Annotated in this window: 12 protein-coding genes; 6 read left to right on the plus strand and 6 right to left on the minus strand. The window is 56.5% G+C overall.

From position 1 onward, the window contains the following. Positions 1–281: 281 nt before the first annotated feature. From gltB to ttcA, 6 genes are all read left to right on the plus strand, one after another. Entirely contained in the window at positions 282–4,943 is a 4,662-nt protein-coding gene (gene gltB / locus NWAT_RS07535) for a glutamate synthase large subunit (RefSeq protein WP_013220520.1), read from the plus strand. Further along, the gene (locus tag NWAT_RS07540; protein ID WP_013220521.1) at positions 4,936–6,378 is read left to right on the plus strand and encodes a glutamate synthase subunit beta; all 1,443 of its coding nucleotides are present in this window, start codon (positions 4,936–4,938) and stop codon (positions 6,376–6,378) included. Before gltB ends, NWAT_RS07540 begins: the two co-directional genes overlap by 8 nt. A gap of 169 nt (positions 6,379–6,547) precedes the next feature. Next, complete coding sequence (locus tag NWAT_RS07545; RefSeq protein ID WP_013220522.1) at positions 6,548–6,904, plus strand: STAS domain-containing protein; 357 nt, start codon at positions 6,548–6,550, stop codon at positions 6,902–6,904. Between the two features lie 225 nt (positions 6,905–7,129). Further along, positions 7,130–10,831, plus strand: coding sequence for a chemotaxis protein CheB (locus NWAT_RS07550; protein WP_013220523.1), 3,702 nt, complete (start codon positions 7,130–7,132; stop codon positions 10,829–10,831). A gap of 95 nt (positions 10,832–10,926) precedes the next feature. Further along, positions 10,927–11,991 (plus strand): 23S rRNA (cytidine(2498)-2'-O)-methyltransferase RlmM, encoded by a 1,065-nt coding sequence (gene rlmM / locus NWAT_RS07555; RefSeq protein WP_013220524.1) that lies wholly within the window; start codon positions 10,927–10,929, stop codon positions 11,989–11,991. A 111-nt stretch (positions 11,992–12,102) separates the two neighbouring features. After that, on the plus strand, positions 12,103–12,987 hold the full coding sequence (gene ttcA / locus NWAT_RS07560) for a tRNA 2-thiocytidine(32) synthetase TtcA (RefSeq protein ID WP_013220525.1): 885 nt from the start codon (positions 12,103–12,105) through the stop codon (positions 12,985–12,987). 44 nt (positions 12,988–13,031) lie between these two features. Here the strand turns inward: ttcA and NWAT_RS07565 are convergent, their stop codons facing one another. From NWAT_RS07565 to NWAT_RS07590, 6 genes are all read right to left on the minus strand, one after another. Then, positions 13,032–13,565, minus strand: a complete 534-nt coding sequence (locus NWAT_RS07565) for a DUF2141 domain-containing protein (protein ID WP_013220526.1) — start codon at positions 13,563–13,565, stop codon at positions 13,032–13,034. A gap of 338 nt (positions 13,566–13,903) precedes the next feature. Beyond that, positions 13,904–15,247 (minus strand): YihY/virulence factor BrkB family protein, encoded by a 1,344-nt coding sequence (locus NWAT_RS07570; RefSeq protein WP_013220527.1) that lies wholly within the window; start codon positions 15,245–15,247, stop codon positions 13,904–13,906. Between the two features lie 120 nt (positions 15,248–15,367). Continuing rightward, the gene (locus NWAT_RS07575) at positions 15,368–16,606 is read right to left on the minus strand and encodes an RNA-guided endonuclease InsQ/TnpB family protein (protein ID WP_232420055.1); all 1,239 of its coding nucleotides are present in this window, start codon (positions 16,604–16,606) and stop codon (positions 15,368–15,370) included. 156 nt (positions 16,607–16,762) lie between these two features. Then, positions 16,763–17,746 carry a DUF3618 domain-containing protein gene (locus tag NWAT_RS07580; RefSeq protein ID WP_013220528.1) on the minus strand — a complete coding sequence of 328 codons (984 nt, stop codon included), beginning with the start codon at positions 17,744–17,746 and terminating at the stop codon, positions 16,763–16,765. Continuing rightward, on the minus strand, positions 17,733–18,188 hold the full coding sequence (locus tag NWAT_RS07585; protein WP_013220529.1) for a phage holin family protein: 456 nt from the start codon (positions 18,186–18,188) through the stop codon (positions 17,733–17,735). The genes NWAT_RS07580 and NWAT_RS07585 overlap by 14 nt, the downstream gene beginning before the upstream one ends. Continuing rightward, positions 18,188–18,823 (minus strand): hypothetical protein, encoded by a 636-nt coding sequence (locus NWAT_RS07590; protein WP_013220530.1) that lies wholly within the window; start codon positions 18,821–18,823, stop codon positions 18,188–18,190. The genes NWAT_RS07585 and NWAT_RS07590 overlap by 1 nt, the downstream gene beginning before the upstream one ends. Positions 18,824–19,114: the final 291 nt, after the last annotated feature.

Genomic DNA, 19,114 nt, shown 5'->3' on the forward strand with positions numbered 1-19,114 from the left:
TCGCCGCAAACTTCACTTTACTTGCCTTTTGCCATCTATTCGCGCTATGATTTTCTCGCTCTCGGAGCCTAGGGTCGGGAGGACCCGAGGTGAAAGCGCGTGGAGCGGCAAACCAACGGAGGCCAAGGTAAACCCTTCGCCGAAGGCTGTTAGGAAGCGCGAATTCTCCAGGCTGATGAGGTTTTGAATGGACAAAACTGGCATCAGTCATGGCGAAACTCCAAAAATCTCTAGTGGTCTACCCCGCCGTTTGGAATCCACTAACTTAAGAGAGGTGGGATATGAGTGACGGCACCCTACCACGTCAACAAGGCTTGTATGAGCCTCATAATGAGCACGACTCATGTGGGGTTGGTTTTGTCGCCAATGTCAAAGGCCACAAGCGCCATGACCTTATCCGGCAAGGCTTGCAAATTCTGAAAAACCTGACCCATCGTGGCGCTGTGGGCGCGGACCCACGGGCTGGCGATGGGGCAGGAATCCTGATTCAGATGCCTGACCGCTTCCTCCGGGAAGAGTGCGCGGCCCGCGGAATACATTTACCCCCTGCGGGCGAATATGGCGTTGGCATGCTTTTTCTCCCCCAAGGGGCCGAGGCCCGCGCCACTTGCGAGCAACTGATTAGCCATTACCTCAATGCTGAAGGGCAAACTCTGCTTGGCTGGCGGGAGGTGCCTACCAATAACACCCACCTGGGTGAAAGCGTTAAAGCAGTAGAACCGGTAGTGCGGCAAGTTTTCATTGGCCGCGGCGCAAACAGTCCCGCCGGGGATGCTTTTGAGCGCAAGCTGTTTGTCATCCGCAAACAAATTGAAAACGCCGTTAGGGATTTGGATAAGACCGAGCAAGCGGCTTTTGACATTCCCTCCCTGTCCTCCCGGACTTTAGTCTACAAGGGTATGCTCCTGGCCAATCAAGTGGCGTCCTATTTCCCGGACTTGACCGATGAGCGCCTGGTCACCGCCCTGTCCCTGGTTCATCAGCGGTTCTCCACCAATACCTTCCCTTCCTGGGATCTGGCCCAGCCATTTCGGATGATTGCTCATAATGGGGAGATCAATACCCTGCGGGGGAATATCAACTGGATGGCGGCCCGCCGCCACGCCATGACTTCCGAGCTGCTAGGCGCTGATCTCAAAAAACTTTGGCCCCTCATTGCCGAAGGACAATCCGACTCCGCTTGCTTTGATAACGCCCTGGAGTTGCTCGTGGCTGGCGGCTACCCTCTGGCCCATGCCATGATGCTGCTCATCCCCGAAGCCTGGGCGGGCAATCCCCTGATGGCAGCCAAGCAACGGGCCTTTTACGAATATCATGCGGCCCTGATGGAGCCTTGGGATGGACCGGCAGCCATGGCCTTTACCGATGGCCGCATGATTGGGGCCACCCTGGATCGCAACGGCCTCCGTCCGGCCCGTTATCTAATTACCGATGATGATCTGGTGGTCATGGCCTCGGAAATGGGCGTTCTGGATATTCCCCAGGAGCGGATCATTAAAAAATGGCGGCTGCAACCCGGCAAGATGCTGCTCATCGACTTGGAAGCAGGACGCATCATCGACGATGATGAGCTGAAAAAACAGCTAGCGGAGGCTGAGCCCTATCAACCCTTGCTTGACCAGACCCAAATCCGGCTCGAGCACCTGCCTGTCGAAACCGGGCCCATGGCCCCAGACCCGGACACGCTCCTGGACCGTCAACAGGCTTTTGGCTATACCCAGGAGGATCTTAAATTTCTTCTCACCCCCATGGCCGTCACCGGTCAGGAAGCCGTGGGCTCCATGGGCGCGGACGAACCCCTGGCGGTACTCTCCAACCGGGCGCTTCCCCTCTCCAATTATTTCAAGCAGCGCTTTGCCCAGGTCACTAATCCGCCCATCGATCCCATTCGGGAAGAGTTGGTCATGTCCCTGGTCTCCTTGATTGGGCCGCGGCCTAACCTGCTGGGGCATCACCAGGCAGGTGTCCATAAGCGTTTAGAAGTCAGTCAGCCGGTCCTCACCAACACCGATCTGGAACGAATCCGGCGCATCGAGGATCATACCGGGGGCGCTTTTCGTACCCAGACGCTGACTATCTGTTATCCGGTAAAGGAGGGGGCCACCGGCATGGAAGCGGCTTTGCAAAAGCTGTGCCGGCGTGCCGAGCAGGCTGTCCACAAAGGCTACAATATCTTGATCCTCTCGGATCGCGGCGTGGACATGGATCATGTCCCCATTCCAGCGCTGCTGGCTACCTCGGCTGTCCATCACCACCTGGTGCGAGCAGGGCTACGAACCGAGACGGGCCTGGTGGTGGAAACGGGCGCCGCCCGGGAAGTCCACCACTTTGCGGTACTAGCGGGCTATGGCGCCGAGGCGATTAATCCTTATCTAGCTTTTGAAACCCTCTCGGCCCTCCGCCCACAGCTCCCCGAGGAACTCAGCGAAGAGGAGATCCAAAAACGCTATATCAAGGCAATCGGTAAAGGGCTATTAAAAATCATGTCTAAGATGGGCATCTCCACCTATCAGTCCTACTGCGGCGCGCAAATTTTCGATGCGGTCGGGCTCGCCAATGATTTTGTAGCAAAATATTTCACCGGCACGGTTTCCACCATTGAAGGCGCCGGTCTTGGCGAGATTGCCGAAGAGGCCTTCCGCTGGCATCGGAACGCTTATAGCGACGCTCCCCTTTATCGCCATAGGCTCGATGCCGGCGGCTACTATGCCTATCGCCTGCGGGGCGAAGACCATATGTGGACCTTGGATACCATCGCCAAGCTTCAGCACGCCAGCCGGGCCAATGAGGCTAAGACCTATGAAGAATACGCCCAGTTGGTCAACCAGCAAAGCAAGCGGCTCCTGACCCTGCGGGGTTTATTCGCGTTCCGGCTTGCGGCTCAGCCCCTTCCGTTAGCGGAAGTGGAGCCAGCAAGCGAGATTGTCAAGCGCTTCGCCACCGGCGCCATGTCCTTTGGCGCCATCTCCCACGAGGCCCATACCACCCTGGCCATCGCCATGAATCGTATAGGCGGTAAATCCAATACGGGGGAAGGCGGCGAGGAAGCCGAACGCTTCAAGCCCCTGCCTAATGGAGACTCCATGCGCTCGGCCATCAAGCAGGTGGCCTCTGGCCGCTTTGGCGTCACTGCCGAATATCTGGTGAACGCGGACGATATTCAGATCAAGATGGCCCAGGGCGCTAAACCTGGCGAAGGGGGGCAACTCCCCGGCCACAAAGTGGACGCTACCATTGCCCAGGTTCGCCACTCGACCCCAGGGGTAGGACTGATTTCTCCTCCCCCCCATCACGATATTTACTCCATCGAGGATCTGGCCCAGCTTATCTTTGATCTCAAAAATGTCAATCCCCAAGCCAGAATCAGCGTCAAGCTGGTGTCTGAAGTGGGGGTAGGCACCGTCGCCGCGGGGGTCGCCAAAGCCCACGCGGATCATGTCACCATTGCTGGCCATGATGGCGGGACGGGCGCCAGCCCCCTGACCTCCATCAAGCATGCGGGCCTGCCCTGGGAAATTGGCCTCGCCGAAACCCAGCAAACCTTAGTGCTCAACCGGCTGCGGGGCCGTATCGCGGTCCAAGTGGACGGAGGAATCCGCACCGGCCGGGATGTAGTCATGGGCGCCTTGCTGGGCGCCGATGAATTCGGCTTCGCTACCGCGCCCCTGATTGTCGCCGGCTGCATCATGATGCGTAAATGCCACTTGAATACCTGCCCCACGGGGGTCGCTACCCAAGATCCGGTATTACGCAAGCTTTTTGCCGGCAAGCCGGAGCACATCGTCAACTACTTTTTCCTGGTCGCCGAAGAAGTCAGGCAACTCATGGCCCAGCTGGGCTTTCGCCGTTTTGATGACATGATCGGACGCTTGGATGTCCTCGATACCCGCCAGGCGCTTGATCACTGGAAGGCCAAGGGCCTGGATTTCTCCCGTATTCTTTACCAACCCGCCACAGGCCCGGAGGTCTCCCTTTATAATAGGGAACGCCAGGATCATGGCCTCGATGAAGTCTTGGATCGCTGGCTCATCGCCCAGGCGCAACCCGCCTTGGAAAGGCAAGCACGAGTCCAGATCGAAACCCCGGTAGGCAATACCGATCGCACCGTAGGGGCCATGCTCTCCGGCGAAGTCGCCCGGCGCTATGGCCATAAGGGCCTGCCCCCAGAGACTATTGACATCAAAGCCCGTGGCACCGCCGGGCAGAGCTTCGGCGCTTTTCTAGCCCAGGGTATTTCCCTGGAGCTTGTCGGGGAAGCAAACGATTACGTGGGCAAAGGTCTCTCGGGCGGCCGGTTAGTGATAATGCCTCCCCCCCAATGCCCCATCGTGCCCGAGGAAAATATTATCATCGGCAATACCGTGCTCTATGGCGCCATCAGCGGCGAGTGCTACTTCCACGGCGTGGCGGGGGAGCGTTTCGCGGTCCGTAATTCTGGCGCGACTGCCGTGGTGGAAGGCGTAGGCGACCATGGTTGCGAATATATGACCGGCGGGGTGGTGGTGGTGCTCGGCGGAACCGGACGCAATTTCGCCGCTGGCATGAGCGGCGGCATCGCCTATGTGCTAGATGAAGCGGGCGACTTTGAGCAACGCTGTAATTTGGCGATGGTGGAGCTCGAACCCATTACCGAAGAGGATGAGGCGCTAGAGCACCTAGAGCACCAGGGGGGCGATTTGGAAACCCATGGCCGGGTGGATATCAGCCACCATATCAGCCGCTTCGATGGGCAGCGTCTCAGACAGCTCATTGAACAACACCACCGCTACACCCACAGCGGGCGGGCCCGCCAAATCCTGGAAAACTGGTGCGCGTACTTGCCCCGCTTCGTCAAGGTCATGCCGGTGGATTACCGGCGCGCCTTGCAGGCAATGGAGCAAGCCCAAGCAACCCGGCACACTGTCACCGCCATGAAGAAGGAGGCGCTAGGCCAACATGGGTAAACCTACTGGCTTTATGGAAATTCCCCGCCGTGACCGGACCGAGGCGCCAGTCGCGGATCGGGTACAACATTTCCGGGAATTTGCCATTCCTCTCAGTGAGGATGAAGTGAGGGAGCAAGGGGCCCGCTGCATGGATTGCGGTATCCCTTTTTGCCACCCCGCCTGTCCCGTCAATAATATTATTCCCGACTGGAATGATCTCGTCTACCGGGATGATTGGCGCCGGGCCCTGGAAGTGCTCCAGTCCACCAACAATTTCCCGGAGTTCACGGGCCGTATCTGTCCCGCGCCTTGTGAAGCAGCCTGTACCCTCAATCTGACCGATGAGCCGGTCACCATTAAAACCATCGAATGCGCTATTATCGACAAGGGCTGGCAAGAAGGCTGGATCAGGCCGCAAATACCCGCCCACAAAACGGGAAAGCGGGTGGCCGTGGTCGGCTCGGGACCGGCGGGGCTGGCCTGTGCCCAACAATTGGCCCGGGCGGGGCATCAGGTGGAAGTCTTTGAAAAAAACGACCGGATCGGTGGCTTACTGCGCTATGGCATCCCGGATTTTAAAATGGCCAAAGCCCTTATCGACCGGCGCATGGCCCAAATGCAGGCAGAGGGCGTGGCCTTTCATCCTCATACCCATGTGGGGGTCAACCCACCCGCCCGCTCGCTGCTGGAAAAATTCGACGCCATGGTGCTCACGGGCGGTTCCGAGGACCCCCGGGATCTCCCCATTCCAGGACGGGATCTGGAGGGAATTCATTTCGCCATGGATTTTTTGACCCAGCAAAATCGCCGCCTGGCAGGCAACCCGCCTCCCCCCCACGAGGCCATCAGCGCCAAGGACAAGCATGTGATCGTCATTGGCGGCGGCGACACGGGCTCGGACTGCATAGGGACCTCTTTTCGCCAGGGGGCCCTGGCCGTCACCCAGCTAGAAATCATGCCCCAACCGCCGGAAAAGGAAAATAAACTACTCACCTGGCCCCACTGGCCCTATAAGCTTCGCACCTCCAGCTCCCAGGCGGAAGGCGCCGCCCGGGATTGGGCTGTGGCCACCAAGACCTTCCGGGGGGAAAACGGCCACGTCACCGCCCTCCAGGTGGTGCGCCTTGCGTGGCAGCAAAACCAGCAAGGCCATTGGCACATGGAGGAGGTGCCCAACAGCGACTTCGAGTTGCCCGCGGATCTCGTGCTGCTGGCCATGGGCTTCGTCCATCCGCTGCATCCAGGCTTGCTGGAAGAACTGGGCCTTGCCCTCGATGGCCGGGGTAACGTACAAGCCGATACGGAAAACTACCAGACTTCCCTCCCCCAGGTCTTCGCCGCAGGCGATATGCGCCGGGGCCAATCCCTCGTGGTATGGGCCATTCGGGAAGGCCGCCAGGCGGCCCGAGCGGTGGATGAATTTCTCATGGGCTCCTCGGACCTGCCCCGGTGACGGCGGCTCCCTGCCGTCCCACCAGGCCAGGGTTGACCTAGCGGGGCGGGAGGCGCGCGCACCCCCTTGCCCGCCCCGCGGGCTAGCCATATAGGGAAAAACCCCAATTTTCCAGACGGTGGTTTTGGTTTAGTCTCTCCCAGTAATGACTTACTCAAAGGAAACGGCCATGCCCTTAACCATGCAATTTGCCAGGAATCATCTTCCCCTAGCCCGGCTTGACAATCCCACCGTGGCTTTAAGGTCTCCCCCTATCACCGTGACTTTAACGTCTCCCCCTATCCTCGACAGTTCCCTATGTCGGGAGCTTTGGGAAACCGCGCAACAGGTACGGGGAAATGAAATCAAGGTGGTCATTGACCTGCGAGCCACCGTCTCCATTCACCACTCGGGCTACCTGCTGCTGCAAATGCTGCAAGAGAGCGTTGCCAAGGAGCGAGCGGAGCTGGTGCTTCTCCATTGCCCCGCCCATCTGAAAAAAGCACTGCGGGCACGTGGATTTGAATCCTATTTTACCCTCTTGTAAGCTAAGAGGGCTTCCAGGGGCCTATTCCCTAGGCCCCACACCCACCCCTGAAGGCGGTGCGCGCGCGCACCGCCTTGTTTTGCCTACCTCCTAAGCCGCCTTCCTTCATGGCCCACCCGCAAAAGTCACCTAAAAGAGCGGGACTTGCTGCTAACGCTCCAACCTGGCCCCTAAAAGCCGACTATACTAGTGACAACGTTCGGACCTTTAAGGAACTTATCCCGCATGGAGCTTAAAAATTCAGGTTCCCCTCCTTTTTCCATTGTGGGCATTGGCGCCTCCGCCGGCGGGGTCGAAGCCTTGCAGACATTTTTTGAAAACCTACCAGAAAAGCCGGGGGTCGCCTTTGTAGTCATCATCCACCTGGACCCGGAGCAGCGCAGCGAGCTAGCGCCCATCCTGGCCCGCAAGACCTCCATGCCGGTGGAGGAAGTGCAGGGCGAGTGCGCCCTTGAGCCCAACCATGTTTACGTCATTGCTCCCAACCAGCAGCTCCAGCTCACGGACTCCACGGTAAGCGCCCTTCCCTTCTCCCAACCCCGGGGACAGCGAGCGCCCATTGATACCTTTTTCCGCTCACTGGCCCAACAATACGGCGACGGCTTCGCCCTTATTCTCTCCGGCAGCGGTTCCGACGGCGCTGTCGGCGTCAAGGCTATCAAGGAGCAAGGCGGCCTGATCCTGGTGCAAGCCCCCACCGATGCCCGTTTCGACGGAATGCCCCGGGCCGCCATTGCCACGGGTGTGGCCGACCTTGTGCTGCCGGTAGCTCAACTGGCCCAGCAACTGCCCCAGCTTATTCAACGCAAAGCCCGAATTTACGAGCGGCTGGAGGACGAGAGCCACCATCGTCAGGAAGAAGAATCCACCCTGAGGAAGATCTTCGCCCATCTGCAAAACAAAATTGGCCATGACTTCTCTAACTACAAGCGCCCCACCATACTGCGCCGTCTGGCCCGCCGGATGCAAATCCAGCACCAACCGAAGCTAACCGACTACCTGGATTTTCTCCTCCAAACTCCGGAAGAGAGCCAAGCCCTGTTTGAGGAATTGCTGATTTCGGTCACCTCCTTCTTCCGCGACCCCGAAGCCTGGGAAACATTACGCGAGCAACTCCTTCCCCGGCTGTTCGAGGAAAAAGCGCCGGACGCCCCGCTCCGGCTCTGGGTGCCCGGTTGCGCCACGGGCGAAGAGGCCTATACCCTGGCCATCCTGCTGCTGGAAGAAAGCGAGCGGCAGAATCTGCGGGCCGAGATACAGGTTTTCGCCACCGACCTGGACGCGGGGGCCTTGGCCACCGCCCGCAGCGGTTATTACCCGGCCGCGATTGAAGCCGATGTCTCTAAAGCACGCCTGCAGCGATACTTCCGGGCAGAAGGCAACCACTATCGCATTACCGGCGAAGTCCGTGACTGTGTCCTTTTCGCCAGCCACAGCCTATTGCAGGACCCCCCCTTCTCCCGGCTCGACCTTATTTCCTGCCGCAATCTGCTGATCTACCTAGACCGGGATCTGCAAGAGCAGGTGTTTGGCATTCTGCACTATGCCCTACGCCCGGGCGGGTACCTTTTCCTCGGCGCCTCCGAGAGCGCCGAGGGAGAATACTTCCGCGCCCTCGACAAATCCCATCGCCTCTTCCAGGGACGACAAACTCTAGGCCCAACCCCACCCCTGCCCTACCTGCTTACCACCCCCTCCCGGACCTGGAGAATATCAACGCCGCCATCAGGGTCCCCCCCGTCAACGTCACCCGCGCAGCTCCACCGCCAACTGCTGGAAGAACTGGCCCCTCCCAGCCTGCTGGTGGACGAGCGGCGCCAGGTCATTCACCTCTCCGAGACCGTGGGCCGTTTCCTCCAGCCCGCCGGCGGCCTACCCAGCCAGGATATCATCGCCCTGGTACGCCCGGCGCTACAAGCGGAACTGAGCACGGCCCTCTATCGGGCCTTTGAAAAAAACAAGTCCAGTCTCTCGCCCTTCACGCCCGTCCCCTTTAATGGCGCGCCCCAGCAGGTCGCCCTCCTGGTGCAACCCCGCCCAGCCACGGAGCAGCAGGAGAAAACAGCCCTGGTGATCTTCCTGGAAGGGGGCGAGGAAGCACAAGCCTCGGCACCCAGCACGGATGAAGAGTCCCCCTTATCCCTGCGGGTGCACCAACTGCAAGTGGAACTACGCCAGGCCCGCGCCCAATTGCGCACCCGGCAGGAAGAAGCGGAAATGAAAAGCGAGGATCTGCGGGCCGCCAACGAAGAGCTCCAAAGCATTAATGAGGAATACCGCTCCACCGCAGAGGAACTGGAAACCAGTAAGGAAGAGCTCCAGAGTATTAACGAGGAACTCCAAACGGTGAACAATGAGCTTAAAAGTAAGCTGGAAGAAATCTCCCGCGCTCATAACGATCTGGAAAACCTCATGACCGCCACCGAGATTGGCACCCTGTTTCTCGACCGCCACCTGTGCATCCACCGCTTCACGCCGCCCACGGCCAAGCTCTTTTCCATTACCATCCATGATCGCGGGCGGCCCATCACCGATTTCACCCATCGCCTTCATTACCACCAGCTTGAAGCCGACGCCAAGCAAGTGCTGGAGGATCTGATACCCATCGAGCATGAAGCCCAAAGCAAGGAAGGGCGGTGGTATCTGGTACGCCTTCGCCCCTACCGCGATGAACACGATCGGATTATTGGCGTCATCGTCACCTTGGTGGATATCACAACCCGCAAGCACACCGAGGATGAGCTACGCCGGCTCAATGAGGAACTGGCGTCGCAGTCGGCCCAATTACAATCCCAAGACCGCCAAAAGAACCAATTTCTCAGTCTGCTCGGCCATGAACTGCGCAACCCCTTGGCGGTTATTTACAATACTACCGAGGTGCTCAAGCATAACGTCAACACGACCACGCCGGAGCTGATCGCCTCCAAGGTTAAGCTCATTGCCTGCCAGGTGAAACATCTGCTACGCTTGGTGGACGACCTGTTAAATCTGACCCGCATCCATAACAACCGGATCGAGCTGAAGAAAACCACCGTGAATGTGCGGGATATAGTCACTAGCGCCGTTGACCAGATCACCGTCTATCACCATCAACTGGCATTGGATTTCCCCGACTCCCCCGTCTACGTGGAAGCGGACCCGGATCGGCTGCTTCAGATCGTGGCCAACCTACTGAACAACGCTGTCCAGTACACGCCCGCTGGGGGCCACATCTGGGTTACCGTGCGGCAGACCCAGGAGAAAGCCCTTATCCGGATACGGGATAGCGGGATAGGCTTCACCCGCGCGCAGTTGCCGCAACTGTTCCAGCCCTTCAGCCGGCTGCGAATCCACACCGGCCACGATGGCCACCAGAGCGGCTTGGGCCTGGGCCTGAACCTGGCCCGCAAGCTGGCGGAAATTCATGGCGGCAGCGTGGAAGGTTTCAGCGCCGGCCCGGGTCAAGGCAGCGAATTCACGGTGTACCTACCCGCCCTGCCCAATGAAGCGGCCGCAGAAGCCGCAGAAGCCGCAGAAGCCGCAGAAGCCGCAGAAGCCGCAGAAGCCGCAGAAGCCGCCACCCCGACGACAACCCGCCGCATCCTGCTGGTGGAGGACGATGAAGCCGTGGCCGATTCCTTGGCAATGCTGCTCCAGATCCAAGGCCATGAGGTGCGCATCATTCATCGGGGCAAGCAAACGCTAGAGGCGGTCCAGTCGTTCCAGCCGGAGGTGGTGCTCCTGGATATCGGCCTGCCGGATAGGGATGGCTACGGGGTTGCCCGACAGCTGCGCCAGGAGCCGGGCCTGGAAAACCTCCCCCTGGTAGCCCTCACCGGCTACGGCCAAAGCGAGGATATCCAACAAGCTAAGGCGGCCGGCTTCAATCGCCATCTCCTCAAACCGGCCACCGTCGAGACCTTGCAAAAACTCCTGGGGGAACTTTGATCCGTAGGGCGGGAAAGCGAAGCGCATCCCGCCATGAAGGAAAATGGATCTCGGCGGGATGCGCTGCGCTTTCCCGCCTTACTTGCTTTAAATAAATGGAAGAGTGCCTGATCGCCTATTGCCGGGCTGGTTTTGAAGGAGAATGCGCGGCCGAACTGCAAGCGCGGGCGGGCTTGCAAGGCTTGGCGGGCTATGCCCGAGCCAAACCCGGCAGCGGCTATGTAGTATTTATCCTCTATGAAGCGGGTATGGCGGCGCGCTTTGTCCAACAGACAGGAGCGCTGGATCTGATCTTCCCCCGCCAGCTTTTTATCTCCCCCGGCCTGTTGCAGAATTTGCCCGTCACGGATCGGATCACCCCCCTGGTAGCGGCCCTGGAAAGCCAGGCTAACCGCTTCTCCGCCCTGTGGGTAGAAACCGCCGATACCAACGAGGCCAAGGAATTATTAACCTTTTGCCGCAAATTTTCCACGCCTTTGCGCAAAACTCTGGAGCAACGGGGAAAGCTGGATGACCAGAATCCGTCCGCCCCCCGGGCGCATGTTTTCTTTCTAAGCTCGGTTGCCGCCTATCCGGGCGTTTCCTTCCCCCACCGCTCATCGCCTTGGTTCATGGGTATTCCCCGCTTGAAGCATCCAGCCAGCGCCCCTAGCCGCGCCACCCTGAAATTAGAGGAAGCCTGGCAGGTCTTTTTAACCCCGGAGCAGCGGCGAAAATGGCTCCAGCCGGGCATGAGGGCGGTTGACTTAGGCGCGGCGCCAGGAGGCTGGAGCTGGCAACTGGTGCGCCGGGGAATCCGAGTCATCGCGGTGGATAATGGCGCTATAGCGCCTTCCTTACTGGAATCCGGCCTAGTGGACCACCAACCCATGGATGCCTTCCATTACACACCCCGGCACTTTGCTGACTGGATGGTGTGCGATATCGTGGAAAAACCGCGCCGGGTCGCCCAGCTTGCGGCCCAATGGCTCGCTAACGGATGGTGCCGGCAATGTATCTTTAACTTGAAGCTACCTATGAAAAAGCGTTATCAAGAAATACAGCAATGTGCGCGCTTGATAACCGAGAGACTAGAAACAGCGGGCATGGCCTGGGATCTTACCTTTAAGCAGCTCTACCATGATCGGGAAGAAGTCACCGGTTACCTACGTTTAAAATAAACCTTTGAGCTTTGGCTCGTCGGCAAAATGGGTGACTCTTCGACGACTAGCAAGCTACAATAGTTACCCCCATTGGCACCCAATCTCTCATCCTCGACATAAAATAAGGTGATGCTGGTGAACACACCGTCCCGCAAAGCGCACTATAACGCCAACAAACTCCAGAAAAGACTGCGCCGCCTGGTGGGCCAGGCCATTGAGACTTTCAACATGATCGAGGAGGGCGATCGGCTCATGGTCTGCCTATCCGGGGGCAAGGATAGCTATGCCCTGCTGGATATACTGCTCAGCCTGCAACAACATGCCCCCATCAAGTTCGATCTCATCGCCGTTAACCTTGATCAAAAACAACCGGGATTTCCAGAGCATGTACTTCCCCGCTACCTGGAATCCCTAGGCGTACCTTACCGGATTGTAGAGCAGGATACCTATAGCGTCGTTAAGCGAGTCATTCCCGAGGGTAAAACCACCTGTTCCCTGTGCTCGCGCCTGCGGCGGGGCATCTTATACGGCACGGCGGAGGCGTTGGGGGCCACCAAAATTGCTTTGGGCCATCATCGGGATGATATCCTTGAGACTTTTTTTCTGAATATGTTCCACGGGGGAACTTTGAAGGGGATGCCACCGAAACTACTCAGCGACGATGGCAAGCATATGGTGATCCGCCCCTTGGCCTATTGCCGGGAGAAAGATCTGGCAAGCTACGCGCAGCTAAAAAACTTTCCTATTATTCCTTGCAATCTCTGCGGCTCCCAAGCCAATCTCCAGCGCCAGGTGATCAAAGCCATGATGAAAGCCTGGGACAAACAATTTCCTGGGCGCCTGGAGACGATGTTCCGGGCTTTACAAAATGTCAAACCTTCCCATCTGGCCGACTCTACCCTTTATAATTTCCAAGGGCTGCAAAGGCAGGAGACGCCTTTTCCTGAGGGCGATAAAGCTTTTGATGAGGAAATCTTGTTGGAATCTAAAGTACGGGCAGTGCGATTTAAGTAGGGCCTGGTTATCCTTCTAAAGAAATTATTCCTTGCTCCTATTTCTTAATTCCAGTAACCGAGCTCAATGCTAATTGCCGTAATCGGACGCGCCACGATAAATTTAACCGCATCCCATGAAGGTGGCTTAAAAACCACCTTCACATTATTGGAAAAGCCATAGGCTTCTTTAGGTATGCCGAGCCAATTACGGTCCGCTTTGCCATTTTTATTGCGATCATGAAAAGCCGCAACTGCATACACTCCATCAGGAATGCCCTCTACTCTCCACTCGACTTCCCGGCCTTTCAGCTCCAGGGCGACATGGGCCAAGGATTCCTCTAACCAGCGCTCGGCGGCATTATAAAGAGCTATTTGCACCTGTCCTTCCGCCGGTTCAATGTCCGTGATTTTTATTACAATCGTATTTTCTTCGCTCGATACCGCCATTGCCGGGTGGATAGAATCGATAGCGAAAAACCACCCAAGCATACCCGTGGCAAAAAAAATAATTCTGAAGGGCTCAAAAAACATAAGAAATAAAATTAAAATCAGAGACGAGACAAACGCTGGAATTGATCCGAAAGCGGGAACCACCATCAGAGTCGCTTTGGCTTTAATGCCGCTATTAAATAAATCTTAGCTCTCTATTAGCAAAACTTTCCCTCACACGCTCAGGTTAAGACACTGAGCAAAGAAAAACCCTCGTCCATTTTCTGCCGGGGAGAATCATTTCTGTCATGAATCATCAAGCTTAAGCGGACGGCTTGCCCGCCTTCTAGTGCGGCGGAGCACCTTCTTCCGGAAACACTCATCATTCTAACGCAACTTACGGGAGGAGGCGAATTCTCTTGCCGTCTAAAGTCGACAGTCCCCTTCGCGCGAATGAATGTATGGATATCCTGCCTTCATCATCTTTAAATCAGGATCTACTAATCTTAATTTTCATCGGTAAAGGACTGGGAACGGCTACCATGAGAAAATAAAAACCATGCCAGGCCAATGCCAATCAGAGTAACTGGCACAGGATGTCGTTTAGCGATTTCGCTCCACCGTGTCCAATCGTGATCATAATCCCTCATTTCCCGCTCTCCAGCCCAGGGGGTGGAGCGAGATAAATGGCGCTCTGTCTGGTGGATGCTCCAGATGAGTTGAAGCAGGGGTAAAATGCTCTTCATAAGCCGGTGACCAGCCCCGGCTCCAGAAGACTTGGGTTGGGCAGGTTCATAGGAGTTGGTTTCTACCCGCTGCCCTCCACGATCACTGGAGTGATTATCGGCAGACGGCTTAGAAGAAGCATCATGGCCCGATGATTTACCCACCGTATCGGCTACGTAGGCACCCCGCTGGCCTAGCGGTTGATACCCCCCTTCCGTGGTATCTGCCCTTGTCTGATGCTCCATTTCGGCGTTCAGCTCTGCTCCCAGTAATATAATAAAAGCGGTAATAAACAACCACATTAAAAAAACCACTACGCCTCCCAAGGAGCCATAGGTTTCATTATAGCTGCTGAAATTAGAGACATAATAAGAAAAGCCAACGGAGGCCGCAATCCAAAGCACGGTAGCCAAAACCGCGCCCCAACTCACCCAATGCCATCGAGGCTGGCTACGGCTCGGCCCATAGCGATAGACCACCGCCAAGCCCAGCATCGCAACGAAAGCGAGCACCGGCCAACGAAGAAGGGAAACCCACGTTCTCACGTCTGCACCCAGTCCAAAATTTCCTAGCAATGCCGGAAGTGCCACCACCAAACCAATCGCAATGACACCTAACATTAAAGCACCGAAAGTGAGTATCAAAGCAGTGGCGTTTAGCTTCAAAAATCCCCGTGTCTCTTTTTCATCATAGACTACATTGAGGGCTTCCATAAGCGTTTTTAGTCCCTTGGTGGCACCCCAAAGGGCTAGCAGAATGCTTCCTATAACCCCTACTCCCAACGCTGTCTGAGAATGAGCAGTGATACTGCTCAACTGGTCATTAAGTAAAGTTTGAGCCTCCGCGGGAATGAAACCCGATAAAGTATTAAGCTGCTGCTGAACATCCGCGGGATCGGCTACTAAACCATAGATGGAAACCAAGGCCGTTAAAGCTGGAAAGATGGCCAATAAGGCGTAGAAAGCAACCCCCGCGGCAATCACGGTAAGCTTATCTTCACTCAACTCATTTTTAACCCGCAGCAGCACATCGCCCCATCCCTTGGCGGGGATTTCCTGAGGGCGCGTGGCTGAACGGCCCCGGCAGGCATGTTGCTCAGCGTATTCGGTAGTTGCTCCAACCACCCTACCTTCTCCTGATAAGCTAAAATGTCCTGTTAAAACTTGGAGTTTGCGGCTAAGTCTCGTTCGCTTGTTCCCGACAAGCTCCCTCGCCTGCTGCAATTCGCGTTTCCACGGAGTCCTTTAGCAGCCATAAGCCACCTCCGGTGGGTATACTCCTCCACGCGCATGACTTTCCGGCCTCCCGCCGGTAGCTAACCTTAAAATATTTTTAGCCGCGTTGATATCGCGGTCATGGGCTGTTTGGCAATCCGGGCAGGTCCACTGCCGCACTTTGAGCGGCATGGCTTTTTGCACTGCGCCACACACTGAGCACGTTTTACTGGTGGGCGCCCACCTATCCACTTGCACCAACTCTCGGCCATACCACTTAGCCTTGTATTCCAATTGGCGTTTAAGTTCGTGCATACCTACATCGCCCAGCGCCCTGGATAGCCGTCTATTGGCCATCATGCCCCTGACGTTGAGCGTTTCCAGGGCAATCAAGCCGGCCTGTCGAATCAGCGTCGTGGTGAGCTTGTGCAACCAGTCTTGCCGACTCTCTCTGACCTTGGCATGAGCCTTGGTTACCCGGATACGCTGATGGTGCCAGCGAACGCTGCCCTTACGCTTGCGCGAGAGTCGACGCTGGGCCTTGGTGAGTTGCCGGGCATAGGTTTTGAGGTGCCGTGGGTTGCCTGACTTCCAGCCCTCGGAAGTCACCACCACATCGCACACCCCTAAATCAACACCGATACCGTTTGGCTTTCGCGGTAGGGGTTGGAGGGTTTCCTCGCACATGAACGAAACGAAATAACGACCCGCACAGTCCCGGCTGACCGTCACCATTTTGGGGATGCCCTGGGGCTTGCGGGACCCCTTGAGTTTGAGCGACCCGAGTTTGGGCAGAACGAGCTTACCCTCTATCCACGCTTTCATCTTGCCCCTGTGGCGATGATCAAAGCAGTAGCGGATACTTTGCCCGTGCGCTCTTTTTTTAAACTTGGGATACTTGGCGCGGCCCGCAAAGAAATTCCTGAAGGCCGTGTCCTGGTCGCGGAGCTTTTGCATGAGGCAATCGCGGGTCGCCTCGTTCAGCCAGGCGTAGAAACCCAATCCCTTGAGAAACGTCAACTCGCGGCTAAAATCAACGCCAGTCACGCGCTTGTCATGCACCCGGTATTGACGGCGACGCCAGGCTAAAGCGGTATTCCACACCCACCGGGCATGGCCGAACTCCATGGCGAGTTGCTGGCGCTGGACGCTGGTGGGGTAGAAGCGCAATTTATAGGACCGCTGGATAGTGGTAGAATCACGCTCGGTCATGGCCTCAATATTCGTCCTATTGGGTCGGTGGCAAGTGGCTAGGTAGTGCTCCAACACTCCCTGGCCGCGCTCATTATATCGCGAATTTTGCCCGCCGCAAACATCACCTTACTTTGCCCTCGCGCTCGATGCGCCACTTCGTTTCGCACGCTCGCTGGGGGGTCGCCGTACATCCCTGTACTCCTTCGCTGCGGACCTTATTGAAGCAGGCTGTTAAGACTGAGAATGGGGTGAGGAACCCAGATCCTGCCGTTTAGCCTCCTTTTTAGCCGCATCCTGAGCGGCTTCAGCTACCCGCTCCGCTTTGTGTTTTACTTTCTCCAACTCCTCCTTACCTGCCTCGGGGGTCAGATTTTGCCGCTTCGCCTCTTCCCGGGCCGCCGCCTGGGCTGTTTCAGCCACCTGTTCGACTTTATGAAGCTGCTCTCTACCCGTAGCTTCAGCACGTGCCAGGAGCTCATCCCGTTCTCGGCCCATCCACTCATCTTCCTTCCGCGTCGGGGGCAAACCAGCGCCTAAGGACGCTCCTAGGGCAATCCCGATACTCCCCAACACTAAGGGATGCTCCTGGAACAGGGAGGTCAACCCGCGCTTGGCCCGTTGAGCTTGGTAACGCGCTGTCTCGCTAACGTCTCCCATTTTTTCCCTGGCCTCATCGGCAGCATGCTTTGTTTGCTCCCGAGTCCGCTGAGCGGTCTCTGAAATTTTTTCCTTCGCCGCATGGGCCATATTTCCGGCCCGCTCTCGCGCCTCATGGGCGGTTTGGCGTGCCTGATCCCTATAACTGCCGGCCGATTGCGAGGTAGCGGTAGCCATCGCTGGCTCCCCAGAAGGGGTTACAATGGGCCTTCTCGCCGGCCCATTATTGGAATGGCGGTAGGTTCGGCTGTAGCGATGGTCCGATCTCTCGGAACCGCCCATCATTAGCCATCCCAAACCAATACCCAGCAAAGCCACAGGTATAGGGTTGTCCTTAACATTCCGGCCTAGATTGGCAGCAAACTCATTAGTTCCCTCCCCCGCCCCACGAAAGTAGCCCACTGTTTGATCTAGCAACTGGCCAGGAGAAAATCTCCGCTCAAGCGCATGCAGCGTGTTATTCATGTTAGCGCGAGTTTGCTCTATCTCCGCTTCAATGTCAGCGGGAGATTTATCTTCATAAGATTTTTCTTGATAGGGATACTCAGTATGTTTCATCGTATCTGCTCCTGTTTCCACGAACCTCTTCTTTCACCATATTTTTATCCTGCCGCAGGGACTGGGCTGTCCTGCGAGGCACTAAATGTTTGGCCTTAAGATCGCTTTGCCCCTTTTTAAGTAAACCATAGCCAATAAGCAGGACTACTACCCCCACAATCAGGGAAGCTATCCACAGCGGAGAGAGATCGCCTCCACCTAGAATATCGGCAAGGATGTAAACCAGCGCTTGCAGGAGCACCAGAAAGCCGCCAAACGCAACTGCGCCACCCGCCACAACCGCGCCTATTCCCGAGCCGACCTGGGATACTTTTTCGGAAGCCTCGGCCTTAGCAAGCTCCAACTCTTGCCGGACTAAGGTGGTCACTTCCTGCGCCAGCTCTGAGAGAAGTGAGATAATAGAGCGGTTTTCCGGTGGGGTATGGGGATCATAGGCTGACATCACAGATCTCCTTTAGGTTGAGTGTTGGCGGGAGTAGTTTCCGTCGTGGACGAGCTACCCATGGGTCCAGCAGAGGATGTAGGCATAGCGGTGCTGTAAGGCGGTGGTGTTGTTGGGGAGACTGTGGTGGAGCCAGTGCTGGAGGAAGCAAAGGAACTCCCCGCGGCCCCCGAGTTGCTTGTAGATAGCCCACCACCGCTAGAAGGCTGAGCGTAATCATACTCGCTATGGAGCTCCGAGCTTCTAAAAAAGCGGGCTAACAGGAAACCGGTGACCACCGCGCCCCCTAGAAAGACTCCCGGCTGGCGACGGGCAAAATTTTCCGTTTGCTGAACCAAAACGTTAAGATCACCTTCCCGCAGCGTGTTGGAAAATCTCTCAAGACTATTAGCCGCTTTCTCGGCATAGGGCGTGATCAGGGGTGGATGCTCCTGCTGGTGCATTTCCTGGGCCGTTTTACGCAGAGCTTCCGCCACGCTTCCGATCTCATCGGCCGTGGCTCTTTTACGATCGGCCAATAAATCCCGACCCTGCTCCTTGGCTTTATCCGTAAGTCGGTGCGCTTCTTGCCGCGCTTGGTCCTTAACCCCCGTCCCAGGAGGAGAGTCGCCTTGACTCGAGTAGGTTTTATCCATTGTCAACTTTCTCCATTTTTTTCAATATAAATAAAATTCTCATCATCTATTCAATAGGTACTTGATAAGTAAATATAGCAAGTCATTTTTCAAAATCTAGTCACATTCACATCAAAATAAAAAATATTGATTGGGTAAATATAGTTCAAACTCAACTCATTTTTTTATATTTACAAAATAAAAAAAAGCGAGTAAACAGAGGAGATATTTTGTAATTTTTACATTAAATACTGCTGGGCAGAAACGCCGCCCAGCAGGCGTCATTAGATATTAATGTAAAGTGTAATTTTT

The sequence above is a fragment of the Nitrosococcus watsonii C-113 genome, from assembly GCF_000143085.1.
Lineage (GTDB): Bacteria > Pseudomonadota > Gammaproteobacteria > Nitrosococcales > Nitrosococcaceae > Nitrosococcus > Nitrosococcus watsonii.

Excerpts from the sequence above, each read along its gene's own strand:
- gltB (WP_013220520.1), top strand. The coding sequence starts at position 282 with ATGAGTGACGGCACCCTACCACGTCAACAAGGCTTGTATGAGCCTCAT.
- NWAT_RS07540 (WP_013220521.1), top strand. The coding sequence starts at position 4,936 with ATGGGTAAACCTACTGGCTTTATGGAAATTCCCCGCCGTGACCGGACC.
- NWAT_RS07545 (WP_013220522.1), top strand. The coding sequence starts at position 6,548 with ATGCCCTTAACCATGCAATTTGCCAGGAATCATCTTCCCCTAGCCCGG.
- NWAT_RS07550 (WP_013220523.1), top strand. The coding sequence starts at position 7,130 with ATGGAGCTTAAAAATTCAGGTTCCCCTCCTTTTTCCATTGTGGGCATT.
- rlmM (WP_013220524.1), top strand. The coding sequence starts at position 10,927 with ATGGAAGAGTGCCTGATCGCCTATTGCCGGGCTGGTTTTGAAGGAGAA.
- ttcA (WP_013220525.1), top strand. The coding sequence starts at position 12,103 with ATGCTGGTGAACACACCGTCCCGCAAAGCGCACTATAACGCCAACAAA.
- NWAT_RS07565 (WP_013220526.1), bottom strand. The coding sequence starts at position 13,565 with ATGGTGGTTCCCGCTTTCGGATCAATTCCAGCGTTTGTCTCGTCTCTG.
- NWAT_RS07580 (WP_013220528.1), bottom strand. The coding sequence starts at position 17,746 with ATGAAACATACTGAGTATCCCTATCAAGAAAAATCTTATGAAGATAAA.
- NWAT_RS07585 (WP_013220529.1), bottom strand. The coding sequence starts at position 18,188 with ATGTCAGCCTATGATCCCCATACCCCACCGGAAAACCGCTCTATTATC.
- NWAT_RS07590 (WP_013220530.1), bottom strand. The coding sequence starts at position 18,823 with ATGGATAAAACCTACTCGAGTCAAGGCGACTCTCCTCCTGGGACGGGG.